Annotated in this window: 21 protein-coding genes and 1 other RNA gene; 17 read left to right on the top strand and 5 right to left on the bottom strand. The window is 45.9% G+C overall.

Translation table 11 applies throughout. The features are described 5' to 3' along the window. The first annotated feature begins 15 nt into the window (after nucleotides 1-15). The 13 genes from eno to OXB_RS00785 all read left to right on the top strand — a co-directional run bounded on the left by eno (nucleotide 16) and on the right by OXB_RS00785 (nucleotide 12,648). A complete protein-coding gene (gene eno / locus OXB_RS00850; protein ID WP_041070993.1) occupies nucleotides 16-1,311 on the top strand; it encodes a phosphopyruvate hydratase in 1,296 nt (431 codons plus the stop codon). 1,502 nt (nucleotides 1,312-2,813) lie between these two features. Next, nucleotides 2,814-3,041 carry a preprotein translocase subunit SecG gene (gene secG / locus OXB_RS00840; protein ID WP_041070986.1) on the top strand — a complete coding sequence of 76 codons (228 nt, stop codon included), beginning with the start codon at nucleotides 2,814-2,816 and terminating at the stop codon, nucleotides 3,039-3,041. A gap of 76 nt (nucleotides 3,042-3,117) precedes the next feature. Continuing rightward, nucleotides 3,118-3,864 (top strand): alpha/beta hydrolase, encoded by a 747-nt coding sequence (locus OXB_RS00835; protein WP_041070982.1) that lies wholly within the window; start codon nucleotides 3,118-3,120, stop codon nucleotides 3,862-3,864. A 91-nt stretch (nucleotides 3,865-3,955) separates the two neighbouring features. Beyond that, nucleotides 3,956-6,259: a ribonuclease R gene (gene rnr, locus OXB_RS00830; protein ID WP_052484156.1), complete on the top strand. Its 2,304-nt coding sequence runs from the start codon at nucleotides 3,956-3,958 to the stop codon at nucleotides 6,257-6,259. Between the two features lie 47 nt (nucleotides 6,260-6,306). Continuing rightward, nucleotides 6,307-6,774 (top strand): SsrA-binding protein SmpB, encoded by a 468-nt coding sequence (smpB, locus tag OXB_RS00825; RefSeq protein ID WP_041070975.1) that lies wholly within the window; start codon nucleotides 6,307-6,309, stop codon nucleotides 6,772-6,774. An 83-nt stretch (nucleotides 6,775-6,857) separates the two neighbouring features. Next, nucleotides 6,858-7,219: a transfer-messenger RNA gene (gene ssrA, locus OXB_RS18175) on the top strand. 130 nt (nucleotides 7,220-7,349) lie between these two features. Continuing rightward, the gene (locus OXB_RS00820) at nucleotides 7,350-8,075 is read left to right on the top strand and encodes a Fic family protein (protein WP_041076083.1); all 726 of its coding nucleotides are present in this window, start codon (nucleotides 7,350-7,352) and stop codon (nucleotides 8,073-8,075) included. Between the two features lie 118 nt (nucleotides 8,076-8,193). Beyond that, the gene (locus tag OXB_RS19015; RefSeq protein ID WP_041070972.1) at nucleotides 8,194-8,340 is read left to right on the top strand and encodes a hypothetical protein; all 147 of its coding nucleotides are present in this window, start codon (nucleotides 8,194-8,196) and stop codon (nucleotides 8,338-8,340) included. Between the two features lie 104 nt (nucleotides 8,341-8,444). Then, on the top strand, nucleotides 8,445-9,245 hold the full coding sequence (locus tag OXB_RS00810) for a hypothetical protein (protein ID WP_231860379.1): 801 nt from the start codon (nucleotides 8,445-8,447) through the stop codon (nucleotides 9,243-9,245). Beyond that, nucleotides 9,238-9,633 carry a hypothetical protein gene (locus tag OXB_RS00805; RefSeq protein ID WP_041070968.1) on the top strand — a complete coding sequence of 132 codons (396 nt, stop codon included), beginning with the start codon at nucleotides 9,238-9,240 and terminating at the stop codon, nucleotides 9,631-9,633. The genes OXB_RS00810 and OXB_RS00805 overlap by 8 nt, the downstream gene beginning before the upstream one ends. A 277-nt stretch (nucleotides 9,634-9,910) precedes the next feature. Next, entirely contained in the window at nucleotides 9,911-10,312 is a 402-nt protein-coding gene (locus tag OXB_RS00800) for an RrF2 family transcriptional regulator (protein WP_041070965.1), read from the top strand. Nucleotides 10,313-10,425: 113 nt separating this feature from the next. After that, nucleotides 10,426-10,998 (top strand): class I SAM-dependent methyltransferase, encoded by a 573-nt coding sequence (locus OXB_RS00795; protein WP_041070962.1) that lies wholly within the window; start codon nucleotides 10,426-10,428, stop codon nucleotides 10,996-10,998. 609 nt (nucleotides 10,999-11,607) lie between these two features. Next, entirely contained in the window at nucleotides 11,608-12,648 is a 1,041-nt protein-coding gene (locus OXB_RS00785) for a threonine aldolase family protein (protein WP_041070956.1), read from the top strand. A 469-nt stretch (nucleotides 12,649-13,117) separates the two neighbouring features. Here OXB_RS00785 and OXB_RS00780 read toward each other — a convergent pair whose 3' ends face one another. Next, a complete protein-coding gene (locus OXB_RS00780; RefSeq protein WP_041070953.1) occupies nucleotides 13,118-14,287 on the bottom strand; it encodes a DUF418 domain-containing protein in 1,170 nt (389 codons plus the stop codon). Nucleotides 14,288-14,412: 125 nt separating this feature from the next. Between OXB_RS00780 and OXB_RS00775 the strand changes: the two genes are divergently transcribed. The 4 genes from OXB_RS00775 to OXB_RS00760 all read left to right on the top strand — a co-directional run bounded on the left by OXB_RS00775 (nucleotide 14,413) and on the right by OXB_RS00760 (nucleotide 17,492). Beyond that, complete coding sequence (locus OXB_RS00775; protein WP_041070950.1) at nucleotides 14,413-15,096, top strand: response regulator transcription factor; 684 nt, start codon at nucleotides 14,413-14,415, stop codon at nucleotides 15,094-15,096. Next, nucleotides 15,093-16,514 carry a HAMP domain-containing sensor histidine kinase gene (locus tag OXB_RS00770; RefSeq protein WP_041076078.1) on the top strand — a complete coding sequence of 474 codons (1,422 nt, stop codon included), beginning with the start codon at nucleotides 15,093-15,095 and terminating at the stop codon, nucleotides 16,512-16,514. Before OXB_RS00775 ends, OXB_RS00770 begins: the two co-directional genes overlap by 4 nt. A gap of 167 nt (nucleotides 16,515-16,681) precedes the next feature. Beyond that, nucleotides 16,682-16,945, top strand: coding sequence for a hypothetical protein (locus tag OXB_RS00765; RefSeq protein ID WP_041070947.1), 264 nt, complete (start codon nucleotides 16,682-16,684; stop codon nucleotides 16,943-16,945). Nucleotides 16,946-17,036: 91 nt separating this feature from the next. Then, nucleotides 17,037-17,492 carry an SRPBCC family protein gene (locus tag OXB_RS00760; RefSeq protein WP_041070943.1) on the top strand — a complete coding sequence of 152 codons (456 nt, stop codon included), beginning with the start codon at nucleotides 17,037-17,039 and terminating at the stop codon, nucleotides 17,490-17,492. 102 nt (nucleotides 17,493-17,594) lie between these two features. Here the strand turns inward: OXB_RS00760 and OXB_RS00755 are convergent, their stop codons facing one another. From OXB_RS00755 to OXB_RS00740, 4 genes are all read right to left on the bottom strand, one after another. Continuing rightward, the gene (locus OXB_RS00755; protein ID WP_041070940.1) at nucleotides 17,595-17,783 is read right to left on the bottom strand and encodes a hypothetical protein; all 189 of its coding nucleotides are present in this window, start codon (nucleotides 17,781-17,783) and stop codon (nucleotides 17,595-17,597) included. Next, nucleotides 17,780-18,451: a hypothetical protein gene (locus OXB_RS00750; RefSeq protein WP_041070938.1), complete on the bottom strand. Its 672-nt coding sequence runs from the start codon at nucleotides 18,449-18,451 to the stop codon at nucleotides 17,780-17,782. The genes OXB_RS00755 and OXB_RS00750 overlap by 4 nt, the downstream gene beginning before the upstream one ends. A 132-nt stretch (nucleotides 18,452-18,583) precedes the next feature. Next, on the bottom strand, nucleotides 18,584-19,384 hold the full coding sequence (locus tag OXB_RS17835; protein ID WP_052483810.1) for a hypothetical protein: 801 nt from the start codon (nucleotides 19,382-19,384) through the stop codon (nucleotides 18,584-18,586). Nucleotides 19,385-19,618: 234 nt separating this feature from the next. Further along, a complete protein-coding gene (locus tag OXB_RS00740) occupies nucleotides 19,619-20,251 on the bottom strand; it encodes a 2OG-Fe(II) oxygenase (protein WP_041076074.1) in 633 nt (210 codons plus the stop codon). Between the last annotated feature and the right edge of the window lie 66 nt (nucleotides 20,252-20,317).

Genomic DNA, 20,317 nt, shown 5'->3' with positions numbered 1-20,317 from the left:
AAGGGGATAAATGACATGCCAATCATTACAATGATCCAAGCTAGAGAAGTACTGGATTCACGCGGAAATCCGACAGTAGAAGTGGAAGTCATCACGGAAAGCGGTGCATTCGGACGAGCGATCGTTCCGTCCGGCGCGTCCACAGGAGAATACGAAGCGGTCGAATTACGCGACGGCGACCAAGATCGTTATCTTGGAAAAGGTGTCTTGAAAGCTGTTGAGCACGTGAATGACGTCATTGCAGAAGAGCTGGAAGATGTCTATTCCGTTTTGGATCAAGTGTCAATCGACAAAGCGTTGATTGAACTGGACGGCACTGCGAACAAAGGGAAATTGGGCGCGAACGCAATCCTGGGTGTGTCCATGGCGGTCGCACATGCAGCGGCGGATTATCTGGACTTGCCGTTGTATCAATACTTGGGCGGCGTCAATGCGAAGCAGTTGCCGGTGCCGATGATGAATATTTTGAACGGCGGCGAGCATGCCGACAACAACGTCGACATCCAAGAGTTCATGATCATGCCGGTCGGCGCGGAAACTTTCCGTCACGGACTTCGCATGGGTACCGAAATCTTCCATAGCCTGAAGGCAGTTTTGCAATCAAAAGGATTGAACACGGCGGTTGGCGATGAAGGCGGATTCGCACCGAATTTGTCTTCGAACGAAGAAGCCCTTTCTACAATTTTGGAAGCGATCGAAAAAGCAGGCTACAAGCCAGGCGAAGAAGTCGTCTTGGCAATGGACGTCGCATCTTCGGAGTTCTATAACAAAGAGGAAGGCAACTACAATCTTGCAGGCGAAGGCATCGTACGCACATCTGAAGAAATGGTCAACTGGTATGAAGAGCTTTGCAATAAATATCCGATCATCTCGATTGAAGACGGCTTGGACGAAAACGACTGGGCGGGCCATAAAATGCTGACAGAACGCATTGGCAGCAAGGTCCAGCTTGTCGGGGACGACCTGTTTGTAACGAACACGGAAAAACTCGCTCGCGGCATCGAAGAAGGCGTCGGCAACTCGATCTTGATCAAAGTGAACCAGATCGGTACGCTGACCGAAACGTTCGACGCAATCGAAATGGCGAAACGCGCGGGCTACACAGCAGTCATCTCCCACCGCAGCGGCGAATCCGAAGACACGACAATCGCAGACATCGCAGTCGCAACAAATGCGGGCCAAATCAAAACCGGTGCCCCTTCCCGCACAGACCGCGTCGCGAAATACAACCAATTGCTCCGCATCGAAGACCAATTGGACGAAACCGCACAATACTTGGGCATCAAATCGTTCTATAACTTGAAGAAATAATTAAGTTGAAAAAGTCCACTTCGGTGGGCTTTTTTATGGGCTGGGAGTCATGGTTTGCAAGCATGGGTGGGTTGGATGCAAGGGAATGGTGGCGGAGTGCAAGGAACGTGGTGGGGAGTGCAAGCAAGGCGGCTGGTGGTGCAAGCAAAGCGGCTGAGAGTGCAAGCAAATGGTAGTGGAGTGCAAGCAAACGGTGTTGGGGTGCAAGAAACGCAGTGGAGTGCAAGCAAACAGGAGTGGAGTGTAAGCAAAGCGGCTGGGAGTGCAAGCAAACAGTGTTGGGGTGCAAGCAAAGTAGTGGGGTGCAAGCAACGTGGTTGGGAGTGCAAGAAAAGCGGCTGGGGGTGCAAGCAAACGGTGTTGGGGTGCAAGAAACGTAGTGGGTTGCAAGCAAACAGGAGTAGAGTGCAAGCAAAGCGGCTGGGAGTGCAAGCAAACAGTGTTGGGGTGCAAGCAAACGGTGTTGGGCTGCAAGAAACGTAGTGGGTGCAAGCAAAGCGGCTGAGAGTGCAAGCAAACAGTAATGGAGTGCAAGCAAAGTGGTTAGGAGTGCAAGAAAACAGGATTGGAGTGCAAGCAGAGCGTAATATGGGGTAGAAAATGGGTGGCGAAGCATAGGACTCGCTTGATTCGCCCTGACAAAATTCTTGTTCAGGAATAAATCTCCGGGAGATGACGATTAAATTCTCGAAAGTGAAGAATAAGTTTGGAGAAGTGACGAATAATTATATGAAAGCGACGGATATCTCTCGGAAGGTGTGTTCAGTCATGCCCGGGGGTGTGAGAGTTTGCTCCCAGGGTATGCCAGTTTCACGGGGGTGTGAGAGTTTCCGGTGCCGGTGTGTCAGTTCGCGCCGGGGGTGTGAGAGTTTCCGGTGCCGGTGTGTCAGTTCGCGCCGGGGGTGTGAGAGTTTCCGGTGCCGGTGTGTCAGTTCGCGCCGGGGGTGTGAGAGTTTCCGGTGCCGGTGTGTCAGTTCGCGCCGGGGGTGTGAGAGTTTCCGGTGCCGGTGTGTCAGTTCGCGCCGGGGGTGTGAGAGTTTCCGGTGCCGGTGTGTCAGTTCGCGCCGGGGGTGTGAGAGTTTCCGGTGCCGGTGTGTCAGTTCGCGCCGGGGGTGGGAGAGTTTGCTCCCAGGGTAAGCCAGTTTCGCGGAGGTGTCCGAGTTTCCGGTCCCGGTGTGCCAGTTCGCGCCCGGGGCGTGAGAGTTTGCTCCCAGGGTAAGCCAGTTTCGCGGAGGTGTCCGAGTTTCCGGTCCCGGTGTGCCAGTTCGCGCCCGGGGCGTGAGAGTTTGCTCCCAGGGTATGCCAGTTTCACGGGGGTGTGAGAGTTTCCGGTCCCGGTGTGCCAGTTCGCGCCTGGGGTGTGAGAGTTTGCTCCCAGGGTATCCGGTTCAGCAACGAAATGATTCACCCCCTTTCCATCGAATCTCACAAAAGGTTGTCAGGTCTTCATCGTTTTGGTAAAATAGAAGTATTGTGAAGTTCGATTCAGGAGGTGGAACAAAATGCACGCAATACTGATGACACTGCTCGTAGTGGTAGCTTTGGCATTGATCGCAGTCGTTTTATTGCAATCCGGAAAAAGTGCAGGTCTTTCAGGAGCCATCTCTGGTGGGGCTGAACAACTTTTCGGGAAACAAAAAGCGCGTGGCTTGGACCTCGTGTTGCAACGGGTCACCATAGTCCTATCCATTTTGTTTTTCGTATTGGCGATTGCCATCGTTAAATTCTAAATTTCATTATGACAATAACATGACAAACGCCTGACCTTCCGAATGGTCGGGCGTTTTTTGTAGGAGGTCGCATCGAATGAGATTCGCAATACCGAAACCGTTCTTTTTCGAGAAAGGGAAGCGCGCTGTGTTGCTGCTTCACGGGTTCACAGGCAACTCGGCGGACGTCCGGATGTTTGGACGTTTTTTGGAGAGGAAAAACTATACATCTTTGGCTCCCCACTACAAAGGGCATGGCGTCCCGCCGGAGGAATTGATTAAAACGGGGCCTGACGAGTGGTGGCAGGATGTCGTCCGCGGCTACAATCAATTGAAAGATGCCGGGTATGATGAAATCGCGGTCATCGGCCTATCGTTGGGTGGCGTATTTTCCCTGAAAGTGGGGTATAACATGCCAGTGAAAGGGATTGCCACGATGTGCGCGCCGATGTCGATGCGCACGACTGATCTCATGTACGAAGGCGTGCTGAAATACGCGCGGGAATATAAGCGATTGGAAGGAAAAAGTGAAGAAGAAATCGAAAAGGAAGTCGAAGCATTGGCGCAGCAGTCCATGCCTTCCTTGGCGGATCTTCGGGAATTGGTTTACGATGTCCGGGACCATGTCGACCATATTTATGCGCCGCTTTTCGTCGTCCAGGCGACGCACGACGATGTGATTGATCCGGACTCGGCGAATGTCATTTACGACAATGCCGAATCCGTCGACAAGCGCATCAAATGGTACGAGGAGTCCGGCCATGTCATCACACTCGGCCCTGAAAAGGAACAGCTACATGAAGACCTGTTCGAATTTCTGGAATCACTCGACTGGAGCGTGTGAAACATATACGAAATGACCAAGCTATAGTATTGAAGGAGGGGTGCAATTGGATAGTTTTGAATTGGAATTGCAGCAACGATTGCTGGATTTAATGAGAGAAGATGCCTATAAACCGTTGACGGTTCAAGAAATTCAGGAATTGATGGGAATGGAGCAGGCCGCCGAATTCAAGGAATTGGTGAAAATGCTCGTCCACCTGGAGCAAAAAGGCCAGATTGTCCGTTCCCGCACGAACCGCTACGGCGTTCCGGAACGGATGAATCTCGTCCGCGGAAAATTTATCGGCCATGCCAAAGGATTCGGATTCGTGGCGCCGGAGACGGAAGGACTGGATGATATTTTCATTCCGCCTCATGAGGTGAACGGCGCGATGAACGGGGATATCGTCCTTGTCCGGGTTTCCAATAGCCAAGCGGGCGACCGGCGCGAGGGCACTGTCATCCGTATCGCGGAACGGGGCACGACCAAGGTCGTCGGAACCTATCAGGATAATAAAGGCTTCGGCTTCGTCATTCCGGATGACAAAAAATTGCCGATGGACATTTTCATAGGCAAAGGCGATTCCCTAGGTGCCGTGGACGGCCATAAAGTCGTTGTCGAAATTACAAATTGGCCGGATGAACTAAAATCCGCTACCGGCATGGTTACGCAGATTCTAGGCCATAAAAACGACCCGGGCGTCGATATTTTGTCGATCATCTACAAGCATGGAATTGAAATCGAATTCCCGCAAGAAGTGATCGACCAGGCGAATAAAATCCCGGATACGGTGCAAGAGAAGGATTTATTCAAACGGCGCGATGTCCGTGATGAATTGACGATCACAATTGACGGCGCGGATGCTAAAGACTTGGACGACGCCATCTCGCTGTTCAAGGACGAAAACGGGAATTACGTGCTATCCGTCCACATTTCGGACGTCAGCTATTATGTCACGGAAAATTCACCGATGGATGCCGAAGCATATGAACGCGGCACGAGTGTCTATTTGACCGACCGCGTCATTCCGATGCTGCCGCATAAATTATCGAACGGCATTTGTTCATTGAACCCTGGTGTGGACCGGTTAACGTTAACTGCCAAGATGACGATTGACCGGAACGGAAAAGCGATCGAACATGAGATTTTCGAAAGCGTCATCCGCTCCGATGAACGAATGACATACACGGACGTTTATGAAATCATCGAGGAAAAAGATGAGGAACTGTCTGCGAAATACGAACATATCGTGCCGATGCTCAACGATATGGCGGACTTGGCCCAAATCCTGAGGCAGAAGCGGATGGATCGGGGGGCGATCGACTTCGATTTTAAGGAATCCAAGATCTTGGTCGATGAAAACGGCTGGCCGACCGATGTCGTCGTCCGGGAACGTACGGTTTCCGAGCGCCTCATCGAGGAATTCATGCTGGCGGCGAATGAAACGATTGCCGAGCATTTCCACTGGATGCAAGTGCCGTTCCTCTATCGGATCCACGAAAACCCGAAAGAGGAAAAGCTGCAGCGCTTCTTCGAGTTCCTGACGAATTTCGGAATCGTCGTCAAAGGGACCGGCAATGCAGTCCATCCTCGCGCATTGCAGGAAATCGTCGAGTCGATTGAAGGGCTGCCGGAAGAGACGGTCATTTCCACCATGCTCTTACGCTCGATGCAGCAAGCGAAATACTTCGAGGAAAGTTTGGGGCATTTCGGGTTGTCCACGGATTTCTATACGCATTTCACAGCACCGATCCGTCGGTATCCGGACTTGATCGTCCATCGGTTGATCCGCACGTATTTGATCGAAAAAGATATATCGTCCCAGACGCTGACGCATTGGGGTGCGGAGCTGCCGGAAATCGCGCAGCATACGTCCGACCGGGAACGCCGGGCAGTCGATGCGGAGCGGGATACAGACTCGTTGAAGAAGGCGCAGTACATGCTAGATAAAATCGGGGAAGAGTTCGAAGGCGTCATTTCTTCTGTGACAAACTTCGGCATGTTCGTCGAATTGGAGAATACGATTGAAGGGCTCGTCCACGTCAGCTATATGACGGATGACTATTACCGATTCGATGATCGACAAATGATCATGATCGGCGAGCACACCGGCAAGCAATTCCGAATCGGGGATGAAGTGACGGTGCGCGTCGTGTCCGTCAAACCGGAAGAGCAGGCCATCGACTTCGAAATCGTCGGCATGAAGCAATCTTTCCACCGCAAGCGGAAAGAGACGCCGACTGTCATCCACGCGAAGAAGAGAGGCGGCGGTGGCGGCAGCAGCGACAAAAAGTCCGAAGGCAATGGACGGAATCGGAAGAAATCCGGTTCAGGCGGTTCGGGCAATAAAAAGAAGAAGTTTTACGAGGGCCTTGCGAAAAAGTCCAAAAAGCAAGCGCCAAGAAAGAGAAAATGATGCCGGAGAGGTGAACGACCCTCCGGCATGCTAGAGGGGGTAACGAGATGGCAAAAGGTCAAGGAAAAGTCGTAGCAGTCAATAAAAAGGCGAATCACGACTTCGCCATCGAAGAAACGATCGAAGCGGGCATCGTGCTCCAAGGAACGGAGATCAAATCGATCCGCAATGGGAAAGTCCAATTGCGCGATGCGTTCGTCCGGATCCGCAATAATGAAGCATGGATTTCCAATATGCACATCAGCCCGTACGATCAAGGAAACCGGTTCAACCATGATCCGCTCCGTTCAAGGAAACTATTGCTTCATAAAAAGCAGATCAATACGTTGATCGGTCAAACAAAAGAGGCGGGCATGGCGATCGTCCCATTGAAGATGTACTTGAAAGACGGCTTCGCCAAAGTGCTGATCGGCATCGGAAAAGGGAAGAAGAACTACGACAAGCGGGAAGACCTGAAGAAGAAAGAGGCGAAACGCGAGATGGAGCGCGCCTTCAAAGCCAAACAGCAGTATTGAAATTTGGCCGAAAATGAGGTATACTAGGTTCAGAAGTTAAGTTCAGTACCTCGCAAGTCGAGGAGATCCTGACATTCCCATTCGGGGACGTTACGGATTCGACAGGGGTGGTCTGAGCTTGAGTTGCGCGTCGGAGGGCTCGGCTCCGTCAGAAACGGCATTCTATAATAACAGGCAAAACAAACAACAACCTAGCATTCGCAGCGTAAGCTGATGAATCTGCCTTGCAGTTCCATCGCCCATGTGGCATTGTAAGGCTCACCTATTAGTGGGATACGACGACTGCCGCCTCCTGAGGCAGCCGGAAGAGACTACCAGGATAGCGCCTCCGAGTCGCCCTGATTGTCGGCAAACGGAAGCGCGAAACCCAATAGACAATCTACACGCGTAGATGCTTGAGTGTTGGAGCCTCTGGACGCGGGTTCGACTCCCGCCGTCTCCATAGTTTAAGGCTGTTTAAGATACAGTCATCGTTTAATATATTTAAAAAGTAGGGATGTTGAACAGGAGTATGACTCTTGGACAACATCCCTACTTTCATACAAAAATACCTGAAAGAGATTGGGGGGATTCTTATTTTAGATAAAATAAGTGAAAATAAAGCGCGGTTAGATGCGCTTAGACCACTGTCGACCTATACAGTGAATAGTTTGCGTGAAAAGTTGTTGTTGGATTGGATATATCATTCCAATGCAATAGAAGGCAATACATTAACGATCAATGAAACAAAAGTTGTACTGGAAGGCATTACGGTTGGTGGAAAGACGCTACGAGAGCATTTAGAAGTCATTAATCATCGGGATGCAATTCATTATGTAGAGGAAATTGTCCAAAAAGAAGAGGCCTTTTCTGAATGGCAAATAAAGAATATTCACCGTCTCGTCTTAAAAGGGATTGATGATTCCTATGCAGGTGTTTATCGTGATCAGCAAGTCTTTATTTCTGGGGCAAAACACATTCCACCAGCTCCACTACTTATTCCTGAGAAGATGGAGCAACTGATACATTGGTATCAAACTGAGGGAGTTCACTTGCATCCGGTTGTTCGAGGGGCAATGCTGCATGCAGTTTTTGTAGGTATTCACCCTTTTATTGATGGAAACGGGCGTACATCTAGGCTTTTGCTAAATTTGGAGCTCATGAAAGAAGGATATCCACCTGTAATTATCACGGTGGAAAAACGCCTTGCTTATTACGAGGCATTAGATAAAGCGCATACAACTAAAAAGTATGATGATTTCATTCAGCTAGTCGCGGAGGCTGTAGATGAATCGTTAGATCTTTATTTGGGTGTTGTATAAGAAAATATATCAACATTTGCAAACATATCTAGTTCAAAACTTCATCGAAATTAGGCATTTTATATTTATATTTATCGAATAAATTCTCATTAAAGACAAGAAAAGTAGGTGAAATAAAGTGGGGAAATATCAATTGGATAACAAAGGTAAGGCGGCTGTGACAAAGTATCACGAAAAAAACAAGCCTGCCCAATTTGATAAAAAGCAGCAACTTGAAAAAATACGTACGGAGTATTTGAAAAGGAAGCAAAAACAAGCAGATTGAATAAGGTACCTGCGCATCACTGAATCAGAAATAATTCCGAGATGTTTCTGAATCGCGCGATGCACAGGTACCTATTCTAAATGGGGGATGTGAATGATGTGGAGATGATACCGATTCCTGCAGAAGCAGTGCGCATTACCAGCACCTCAAGCAAAGGGGATCAATCAAAATGGCATGTTGGTGATAAGTGGATTAAACAAAACACACGGGGGTATGAAGGACTTGCGGAGGTACTTGCATCACTCATTCTATCTTGCTCAACATTAGAGAAGGGCCAGTATGTCACTTACAAACCTTGTAAAATCCTTTTACCCACCGGCGAAACATCCAACGGCTGTTATTCGTATGACTTTAGAGGAAAGCTACAAGAAGTCACGCTTGAACGTTTATTCGAAGCGAATTTCACCTCAAGCGATTTCATTCTGAATGATAAAGCTTTATCTACAAATGAAAAATTTGAAAAGATTATGCAGCACGTGGAGGCATTTACTGGACTGGACGTCCGTGATGAAATTGCCCAAATGCTCGCATTCGATGCACTTATTTTAAATGAAGATCGGCATACAAATAATATTCTATTTTTATATTATCCAGTTGAAAAGTCTTGGAAGATCGTACCGATTTTTGATAATGGACTTAGCTTATTATCGGATGAAAAAGATTATCTACCTGGCAAACCGCTGACAATACTAAAACGAAAAGTGAAGGCAAAGCCATTCAATTCGAGTTTTTCCAAGCAGCTAGCCCTTTATAAGGGACCCGCATTTATCAATAAAACCAACCTATTACATCAACTGGAAACGACGGATATCGATTTTGGTCGCGCGAAGCTGGTACTTCTTTCGCAAATGAATGACCCTAGTTTTGCGCATCTGTTCTTTGAAGGAAGTGATCCCGATGATTGATTATATGAAGTTTGATGTGATGTGGATGGATGAAGTGATTGCGCATGTAGACTTAAAACCATCGAATGGCGGAACACCATATGTCATTAATTATATTAGTGACTTCAATAAACAGTTTTCTCCAAATATGGAGGGGCATATTACAACAGAAGAACTGGAGAAATGGTTGAAATGGCGCACTTTCCCCCCTACTCGCGCCAATGCCGACGAACTACTCCAAAGTCTTGGCATGCAAGCATATAATCGCTGGGGCATTGTTCGAAAAACGCATGGTGTCATGGCGGATGATGAAATTTGGCTGCGGTTTGAGGGTGAAACATTGAGGCATAAGGACGTTTGTTTGCGGAAGGAGCTTTATTATCCGGAAGATTCATCCATTGCAGAATGATTGTGGTGGAGGCCTCTGGACGCACGTTCGACTCCCGCCGTCTTCATAAATAATAGGCTATAAGCTTACAAAGTGCGATGCACAGGTACCTATTTGAATAAGGTACCTGTGCATCACTGAATTCAGGAATATTTCAAATTGTTTCTGAATTGTGCGATGCACAGGCACCTGTTATTGGTACCTGTTATTAGTTGACTTCCTTCACGTATGGTGATAATCTATTTCTAATTAGAGATATCATGAGTCTTTAATATCCGCAATGGGAAGGAGGATATGTATGAAGTATTCAAACGCGACAAACTACGCCCTGCACACAATGGTGCATTTGATACTACAGCCTAGGGAGAGCTTGGTGGGAGTGCAGGAATTAGCCGAAATGCAACATCTTTCCCCGACGTACCTTTCTAAAATATTAACCAAACTTGCGAAAGCCGGTTTGATCGAGTCGACACCCGGAGCGAAGGGGGGCTATAAAATCTCTAGAACCAAACAGGAAATTTCCTTTTTAGATGTTATTCATGCGATTGAAGGAGATGCAAGCTTATTCGACTGCTCCATTCATCATGAAGGCTGCTTGATTGAGAAAGTCATGTGGCAGGCAGAGGAAAATATGAAAAGTGAATTGAAATCGAAGCTTTTGATCGACATTGCTAAAGAGGCAGAATCCAAACAGAAGTAACCAGCGGCAGAAGGCAGTATGGCTGCCTTATCCGTGATCGCAGCACTGACCGAAGAAAAATTCAACGAGGATCAACAGCACGTTTAACCTGCTGCTAACAAAGGAGGATATCTATGCATCACCCACATGGCAAGCATAGCAAAGGAAAGGTATCGTACTTGGAAAGTCCCGAACGAAGAAAAGAATTTTCCCCGGAACAGCTGCTGAACATGATTCCTTTAAAAGAAACGGACAGCATCTTGGACTTTGGCGCCGGAACCGGTTATTTTTCCATCCCGGTGGCGAAGAAGACCGTGGGCAAAGTATACGCCTTAGATATCGATGCTACAATGCTGGAAATAATAAAAGAGAAAGCCTTGAAGGAGCAGCTTACGAATATTGTTCCGGTGCAAAAAAGTATGGAGGAACTTTCTTTACCTGATGGAACTATCGATATGATTATTGCTTCCCTGGTATTGCATGAAATTCAGCCGTTGGGACCATTGTTACGGCAAATGAGAAATGTATTGAAAACAGAAGGCTATCTGATCTGTCTGGAACTCGAACCAAAAGGAAGTTCTAATAAAGGACCTCGGATTACTATGGAAGGAATGGAGCGAGAAATGAAAGAAGCAGGATTCCATGTAACGGAGAAATATTTCCCGTCGGAGTCTCTATACATGCTCATTGCGCAGAAAACGGATTAACCGATTATTTTTTTGTATAATTAAGGATATCAGGTGTCTCTAAAATCCTCAATATAATTTTACTATGAGATGTAATTGACGAGCTAGTTTTCTTGCTCGAGGCAAACAGAGCAGAAATGATGTAGCAAGTGGCGGAGCCCCGTGTTAGTGACAACTTTCGCGATAACGGAGCTGCCACTTGTTTTCATTTCATCAGGATGAACGCACAATCGGACGTAAAAAAAGGTGGTCTTAGTGGGCCGATCTTCACAGCGTTCGTGTTATACATATTTTTCGGTACATCGCTATAATCTTTTGGTTTTCCTTTTTCCATTCCTTACTTCGCATGGGAAGCTTGAATTGTTTTTCCATTTCGGTCATTAGCCCAGCTAACAGTATATCCTTTTGCGGCTGGTCGAAAAAGATGATTCGTTCATATTCTTTTTGGTAATCCGCTAGTGACTTGGCTGTCATTGTATAGCCCCTCCCTTTTAACTCCACCTATCCGTTAGAATTAATTCATGATAGCAACACAAAAAAGTGTGACTGTAAGTATATTTTTGTCACTCCGGCAAGATATACTTAAAAAGTGGTGTTAACGAAACTAATGCAAGGGTGGATGGATTATAGATGATACGTTTTGAAAGTGATTATTTAGAAGGTACGCATGAACAAATTCTGAAACGGCTACTGGAAACGAATGAGGTACAGACGCCTGGATACGGTGTGGACGACTATTGTGAAAGAGCCAGGGGCTATATTCGAAAAGCGTGTGATATGGAGGATGCAGATGTACACTTCTTGGTGGGTGGAACGCAGGCGAATACTGCGATTATATCATCCATATTGCGCCCGCATCAAGGAGCGGTTTCTGCCATTACGGGTCATATCGCGGGACATGAATCGGGGGCAATTGAAGCGACTGGACATAAAGTGCTTACGTTGCCGAGTGATGATGGGAAAATTAAAGCAAAACAAGTAAAAGAATTATATGAGGCTCATTGGAATGATGCCACTCATGAACATATGGTACAGCCGGGTTTGGTTTACATCTCCCACCCTTCCGAGAATGGGACGACTTATAGCAAATCCGAACTGGAGGAATTGAGCAAAGTTTGCCGCGAATGTGGGTTGCCATTATTTATGGATGGGGCTCGATTGGGATATGGACTCGCTGCAATAGACAACGATCTATCGTTGGCGGATATCGCAAGACTTTGTGATGTATTCTATATCGGCGGGACGAAGATAGGAGCTTTGTTCGGAGAAGCTGTTGTCATTACAAATGATGACCTAAAAAAAGACTTTCGGTATATAATCAAACAAAAAGGCGGATTGCTCGCTAAGGGAAGATTATTAGGGATCCAGTTTGAGGCCTTGTTTGAAGATGGCCTTTACTATGAGATTTCCAAGCATGCCGTGGACATGGCAATGATGATTCGGGAGGCGTTTGTTGAAAAAGGGTTTTCATTACGATATGATTCCAAGACAAATCAACAGTTTCCCATTTTGCCGAATGATGTGTTAAGTGAATTGAGCGGGAGCTATTCTTTTTCCTATTGGGAGAAGGTCGATGATACGCAAAGTGTTGTGAGATTTTGTACGAGCTGGGCAACGAAAAAGGAAAGTGTTGAACAGCTGATTGAGGATATTAGGAATATGGATCGGTAATGAATTTGCTGTTGCTAGTAAATGGAAGGAACGAATGCATGGCACCCGTTCCTTTTTCAGGAAAGCCGGCTTGAATAGCGAGCTTTACATGAACCTGATTACGATTCTTGCAACATCTTCATTACTTCTTCCGCATAGGAATCGGTAAACCGAATCATCCCGTGAACCTGTACGATCCGCCCTTCCTTCATACGGTGGTCAAGCCAATCTGTGATGAAGGAAGGGGCATATCCACCTTGGCCGAATTCATCCCCAAATACGATGATGTTCGGGTAATCAGCTATGTATTGATCGCGGCTGGTGTCCGGATGAAACTTCGTATATAGCCAAAACTGTACGTCCTACATGACATACGATAATTCGTCTGCGTGAAATGAAAAATAGTGAGAGGTACTAGTGAGAGGTACCAGGTTCCGACTTAATTCAGAATAGTTTAGGGACCTGGCACCTTACACTTTTTTCGCTGTGTTCAATATGCTTCGCGTCTTAAAGCATGTTTCCCTTTATATAAAATTCTCCATACATATTCCAAAGGACCGGTTCTGAAACGATGCAACCATATTTTCCCGATGACAGACTGCAGTCCGAAGATGAGTAGCGCGATTGCAGTCGTTTGCCATAATGTTAATTTTCCAAAAAGGCCGAGGCCATAACTGTAAAAAACAAGACTGCAGATAACTGATTGCAAAATGTACATCGAAAACGCCATCTTCCCGGGATAAGTGAAAAAGTGCAAATACTTAGGACGTTTCATGAAAACAATGGAGAAAATAGAAACGTAGGAAAGCATAAGCAATGGCGCGCCGATGAAGACACTTCCAATATCCAGTAACGAATTGGAAGAATCCACTAGCATCCGTGGAATAGTGGATGCAATCCCGGCAATGCCGCCAATCCATCCTAATTTAACGAAGGTATCCTTTTTACTATACATGTCTTCAAATAACTTCCGCTTCGCGAAATAAGCTCCCAATAAAAAAATGCCTAAAATTTGCGGGAAAAATAATATCATGTTCAGTAAGCTGGAGATATAATCGTTCATCCGCTTCACTGTCATCTCCATATAGGTCCCTTCCCCGTAAATCCGTTGATCCTCCTGTTGAAAAGCCATGATTTGTGACGGATCAATCGTGTACATATTTTTGGTATTCTCGACCTCCGTTAGGCTGCCTACAACCATAAATAATGCCATGATGACTGGGATGAGCAATGTTAAAGCGATAGACCAAATAAGAGTCGTTTTCGGGCTGCGGCGCATGAATGGCAATAGAAAAAGGCCCATCAAAGCATAGCTTGTTAAAATATCCCCATGCCAAATGAAAATGCCGTGTAAAACGCCGAAGAAAAGCAGAGCGAGCATTCTTCTGATAAACATTGGAGTGAATTTTCTTCCGTTAGCTTCCGCATTTGAATATAAAATCACCGCACCGTATCCGAACAAAAAAGAAAATAATGAAAGGAATTTGCCTTCAACGAACAGAGCGGATATTGTTTTAATTGTGTCATTCACCCCCCCGGCTACAGGCAACCCGCCAAGGCTTATTGCCATTAGAGATTCGTTGAAAAAGTTAATGTTCACAATTAAAATTCCAAGTAAAGCAAAACCACGCAAACCATCTAAAACTTCTATACGTTTCATCAGATATCCTCCTATTTCCCTTGATAGCTATAGAATACAAGTAGAGGATAAAGGAAGTATAACGGAGAATCTTATACTTTCGTTAGAATTGAAAGGTATGATTAAAGAAAAAGGAAAGATGCAAAATGGCGAAAGAAACAATTTTAATTGTAGATGATGAGGAAGAGATTGTTTCCTTTATTAAAGATGCACTTGAAGATGAAGGATATGAGATACTCACTGCTTTTGACGGTGAGCGCGCGATTAAAGAGGCAGCAAAAAAGCCGGATATCGTACTGCTGGATGTCATGATGGACGGATTGGATGGTTTTGAAGTGTGCGAACAAATCCGTTCTGTCGTTCGTGGACCGATCATCTTTTTAAGTGCTTGCCAGGATGAAACAAATCGGGTGAAAGGACTCGTCGTCGGCGGAGATGATTATATCGTAAAGCCATTCAGCTTGTCGGAATTAAAAGCGAGAGTCCATGCCCATTTAAGACGGGAAAGACGAAAAATAGAGGAGAAAGAAAAAACAGAACTCCAATTTGGAGCGATGACCATTGATTATAAAGGCCGTTCAGTAAGGCTGAACGGAATAGATGTAGAATTGACGAGCAAGCAATTTTCCATCGTATGGTTTCTATCCTTGCATAGAGGGCAAGTGTTTTCGAGGTCTCATATATACGAACGGGTTTGGGGGCTTGACGCGGATGGTGACGATACGACCGTAACGGAACATATAAAGAAAATTAGAGCAAAGTTCCAGGAAATCGATCCGACTGCCGCATTTATACAAACTGTTTGGGGAGTAGGGTATAAGTGGGGATGAAAACGGTATCGATCAAAAGCATGCTTCACCGGCTGATTGTGAAAATTCTACTTGTTAGCTTTGGGTGTACACTTGTTACATGGGGTGCTTTGCTCTTCATTGGCGAAGATAAAACGCATCATGCAAACCATTATGAGAAAATGATTCCTTCGATTGAGGAACAGGTAAAGCAGGAAAGTGACGGTTTAATGAAAGAATCAGGCGAGGAGCTATTGGAGCAAATTATCCCGGAGGAAGGATTTAAGTATAAGGTCGTCAATGAAAATGGTGTTTATCAATACGGCAGTATTTCGGATGAAACCGATGTGACAAGAAATCGGCTATTGGAAAGTTTGAACTTAGTGAAAGATGGACCCGGCAATTATTTTGAAAAATACATACCGATTTTATCGGAGGAGGGCTCTTTGCAAGGGGTGTTGCTCTTATATTATACGTTGAAGGTAACGCCGATCGAGGAATCAGAAGCGGTGGTAGTGAAAACGATTACATTCCTTTTTCTGTTGACCCCTTTTTTATACATAGTCCTTTTTACGATCTTGTTTGTGAGGAGGTTGAGCCTTCAATTGAAAAAGCCGCTAGGTCAGTTGATGGAGGCAACTTCATCCATCCGCGATAGAAACTTGGAATTCGCGTTTGATGACTCTGGAAACATTACAGAAGTGAGGGAATTGACCATAGCCTTTGAACAGATGAGGGATGAATTGTCTGACTCTCTGCAACGTGAGTGGGATTTGCAAAAGCAGAGGAAGGAAGCGATCGCAGCATTGGCTCATGATATTCGGACTCCTTTAACGATCATCCAAGGCCATGTCGAAGGGTTGGAAGAAGCGCATAAAAAAGGAATTAACCGATTTGAACGATATATTCCAGTCATTAAAAAGAATATGGCACATGCAGTGAAACTTGTACAGGATCTAAATGAAACAGCGATATTGGAAAGCGATTTGTTTGAAGTGGACAAAGTAGCAATGGATCCTGTTGAGTTTTTTATTGAAAAGATGGAAGATTATGAGCTCCTTTGTGCGAAGGAGGATGTTCGGTTTGCCGGGAATATACAAGATGAGCGTGAAAAGGAGGGGAATATATATGCCGACCCATGCAGGTTGACACAGGTTTTTGATAATTTGATTTCCAACAGTTTGCGTTTCGTCGATCAAGGTGAGATTCTCTTTAATGTCAATATAGTGGAGGAGCGGATCACTATCACAATAGCTGATGACGGCCCCGGTTTTCATACAGGAGAAATAACAAAGCTGTTTGATTCTTTTTATCAAGGCAGCCGGAGGAAGGGGCATGCCGGTTTAGGTCTTCATATCGCAAAATCCATTGTCGAAAAACATGGCGGATTAATAAGTGCCGAAAATGGGGAAGTTGGCGGAGCGATGGTCACCATTACTTTGCCGATCGTAAATGGATGAAGGAATTGAAGTCATCAGGGATAATCGCCATGATGCACAGGCAGCCCCCGCACATTTCCCCTTTGATTTCATAACGAAATACATATAAAATAAACTTCTACACTTCTTTAATTTGCAAAGGTAGTATGAACCGATATGAAGAATAATGATCCAATTGGAGGTTACTTATGAATTATAGAATCAGTAACAAGCAAGTATTTGAACAAGCCCAGGTGCGTTCGGTTTCAGATGTGTTGCTAACGGAGGAAGAACTTCAAAACGGCATGTTGTTGGCGACATCCAAGGCGGATCCTACGCTGGCGTTGTATTTGGTGGAGGCAGACGGGCGGAAGAAATTCGAAGTCCGTTGGGATGATTCGTGCGAGCTTTTCACCGGCTGGTATTCCGCTTGGGAAAATTTCGATTGGTGTTTGAATGTCGCGGGCAACTGACTTTTCCTGATTCATGCACAGGTATGGTCTAAGATGATAGAATAGTAGTTGGACATGCCCCTTAACAATAGAGAAGAAAGTAGTGAAATGTATGGCACTCGCATCGCATTCAGTAATCATCCCGACCTCTGTAGAACATGTATGGAATTATGTCAGCCACATCGAAAACTGGGCGACCCTGGTTCCTGCCTACAAGGAACATCAGCAAATCAATGAACATCTGTCCGTTTGGACGTTCGAAGGGAATTTCAAAGGGCTCAAAAAGACCGTGAAGATGGAGTTGGACATCACGGAATTCCAAGAGCCTTCGATGATTCGGTTTGAATTAAAAGGACTCACGGATAACTTCACGGGAAGTGGAACGTTCACTGCCGAAGAAACAGCAGGAGAGACAACGATGACCGGAACGATCGAAGTGAACGCTGGCGGCTTGACAGGAGCTGTCTTGACGCCTGTCATTAAAATGGTGCTGCCCAAAGTGACGACGCGTTTAACCGAGAAGATTGCGCGCCAGGTGAAGCAGGCGGAAGTGCCGGTTTTGAAGTAATTCATAGGTACCTGTGGGACATACATAATTTCGTCCACAGGTACTTTTCATTTCTTCGCATAGGTCTCCGATTTTGAACGCTTCGCAATTTCACTGTCCTGCCTACAACCCGAAATTCCTGATGATCTGCTCAATCTCCTCTTCCGTCTTTCCCTCGCTTGCCAGTTGTTCGATGATCTCCATCCGGGCTTCTGTCGCTTTCTTTTCCCGGGCCGTAGCATTCATTTTTCCCCTAAACCGTTCCCTTCTTTCTGCAGCGTCGGGCACGTACCATATGGCGATCGCTCTCATAAAAATTCACTCCTTCTCTTCCATATGCACGAACCGCAGACGTAAGCCTCGAATTCCTCATTCAAGTCGAAGTCCTCGAAAGGTTCGGGCCATGTGCATATCGGGCAAATGGCCATTTTGATGAATTTCACTGCATCGTCGATCCAATCGGCTGGTGTCTGCTGCACGTTTTTCAGAAAGCGGATGCCTCCGTCGAATAACAGATCCAGCTCCGGTTTATCCTCATATCCGTTTTCCGGGAAAGTGATGATGTTGCGGCTTTCCGTGGTAGCGTCGAGTGCTTGGTTATAGCTGATGAATGGCTTCCATTGCTCCTCATCCAATTTGTTTTGTAGGATGGATTCGAGCTGAAGTGCGATCACTTGCGGCATTTCATCCCAGCTGACATGCAGTCCGTCCGTGTAGAGGTAATTCTCCGCATCCAGGAAGTGGTTGGCGACGGATTGGTGCAAGCTTATGATCAAGCCGTGGAGCCGCCGCAGCTCGTCCTTGAAGAAGTGGACCCCTTCTTCTCCAAGGACGTATTCCGCACATTGCCTCGCCAATTCATCAACCTCATCAAGTAAGGCATCACGATCCGTGAAACTTTCAAATTCCCTTCGTTCGCTTGATAGGTCGATATAGCGTTCCAGCAGTCCGACGTAGGCAAGTCCGTACGGTTCGTCCATAACCCCTTCAGGCAGGCAGTCCATCGAACAGTAGCGGCCTTCGCCTGTATCCGCAAGGAAAACCCCCTCGTATGTTTGTCATTCACACTATACATAGGGATTTCGGAAACTGTTATTCTTCAACGCAACACCTCACTCCGGACAATAAAACCCTTCCACCGGCACATCAAACAGCATGAAGACATCCTTGAAATACGTCTCGTCGACCAACTTGTCCAGGACGCCTTTGAAATAGCCGGGCAAATTCCGGATTGATTTCTTTTTCGTTGCCATGACGGTGATTTGGAGCGCTCGGTAGGCAAGGTCTTCGAATATATGCTTGTCATCTTTATAAATCTCGAACTTCAGCATTCTGCCGGAGATGGCCTTATGGATTCCGTAAAATTCACGGGCGGATTTTGCATCACCGATTGTTCCGGCAAGCAGATCTTTCATCCGACTGAATAGACTTGTGGATAACTTTGACAGTTCAGTCTGAGACGTGTAGTTAAGATCTTTAGATTTTACTAGAGATTTAGAAAGTAGAGCTTCATCTTCGGGAATCTGCATGTTTTCCCCGTCGTTATGCGATTTGTCGTCATGGTCACGGTCGTTCATTTTCCCCTGGTCATCGAACGGTAAAATAATGTAGATGTTGGCGCCGAGCCCGCTCATGACGGGGCGGATGTAGTGGACCTTGTCGATGATGTGTAAGTTGACGAGTTTCCGGATGGCGCGTCGGACGGTGATGTTTGATTTCCCGATGGCGTTTTCGATCGTTCCGTGTTTCAAATGGGCTGCACCGTATTTGACAGAGTAGCGGCGGATAACGTCCAGCACTTGGCGGTCTGACTTTGTCAGGTTGTCCCAGTGAAGCGACAAGTGCTGTTCGGCGGCTGCGTCCATTTCGGCGATCGTCGTGAATTTCGAGTACTCTTTTAGGTAATGTGTCATTTTTTATTCCCCCTTTGCCCTCTATATAGAGGGGAGGGGTCAAAAAGGATACTTTGTATGTCAAATGATTTTGATGGTCAATCAGTTGAATGTCGGTTTTCGTTTTATCCGATGGCAGACAACGAAGCACTGGCACTTCCTAAAGAGAACAAAGCAAGCACCTTATCATGATGGGTGATTTTAATAAGAGAGGACCTTCCCTTGTATATTTAGGGAGGTCCTCTGTTGGTACTTTCACCTTACTTTTTGTTTTCTCATCCATTGCGTGGCGACCCACTTTTCACCAGTGATAACGGGTGCTCCGCCGTGTAAAGTTAACTCGTTTAAATGTGGATCGGTATAGAAGTACTCGAAGTAAACTGCCATACCTTTTTTGGGGGTTACGGAAAAATTCAGTTTAGGGAAAAACGTTTCTCCACCTTGTTCTACATCATTTAAGTACATAACGAGAGTACTAATTCTATTGTTTGTCACTTTGCTTGTTGATGAAAAGAAATCATAGTGGGCTTTATACTGTTGACCAGGGGTATACTGAAGGATTTGTAAGCCTTCTCCGTGTTCAATGGGTATATTCATAATAGAAGAAATTCTTGTTTCGATTCTCGCAACTAATTCGTTTTCACTTTCTTCGATAAACATACCACTACTTGTTCTCAGTTCATTTTCCTCGCGTGTCGTTCCTATTTTTGAACGTTTGATTTTGTCCTTTGACAATCGGATGAGTTCATCACACTCTTCGTTACTTAAAACATTCCCTAACACAACTACTAAAGGCTCTTCCAATCTAATGACGATGTCAATTTCTCGGTCTGTCATTATTTTATTTCCAACGTAATTGAATATCGTTTGCTCTTTATGGTCCGTCATCAACTTCAAACACCCTCTAAACTATCTAGTTTATAAAACAATACGTTTGCGTCGTGAGTTTATGTG

This window comes from Bacillus sp. OxB-1, assembly GCF_000829195.1.
Classification (GTDB): domain Bacteria; phylum Bacillota; class Bacilli; order Bacillales_A; family Planococcaceae; genus Sporosarcina.
Note: the sequence above shows the minus strand (reverse complement) of the source record. Positions and strands in the feature narration are given on the sequence as shown.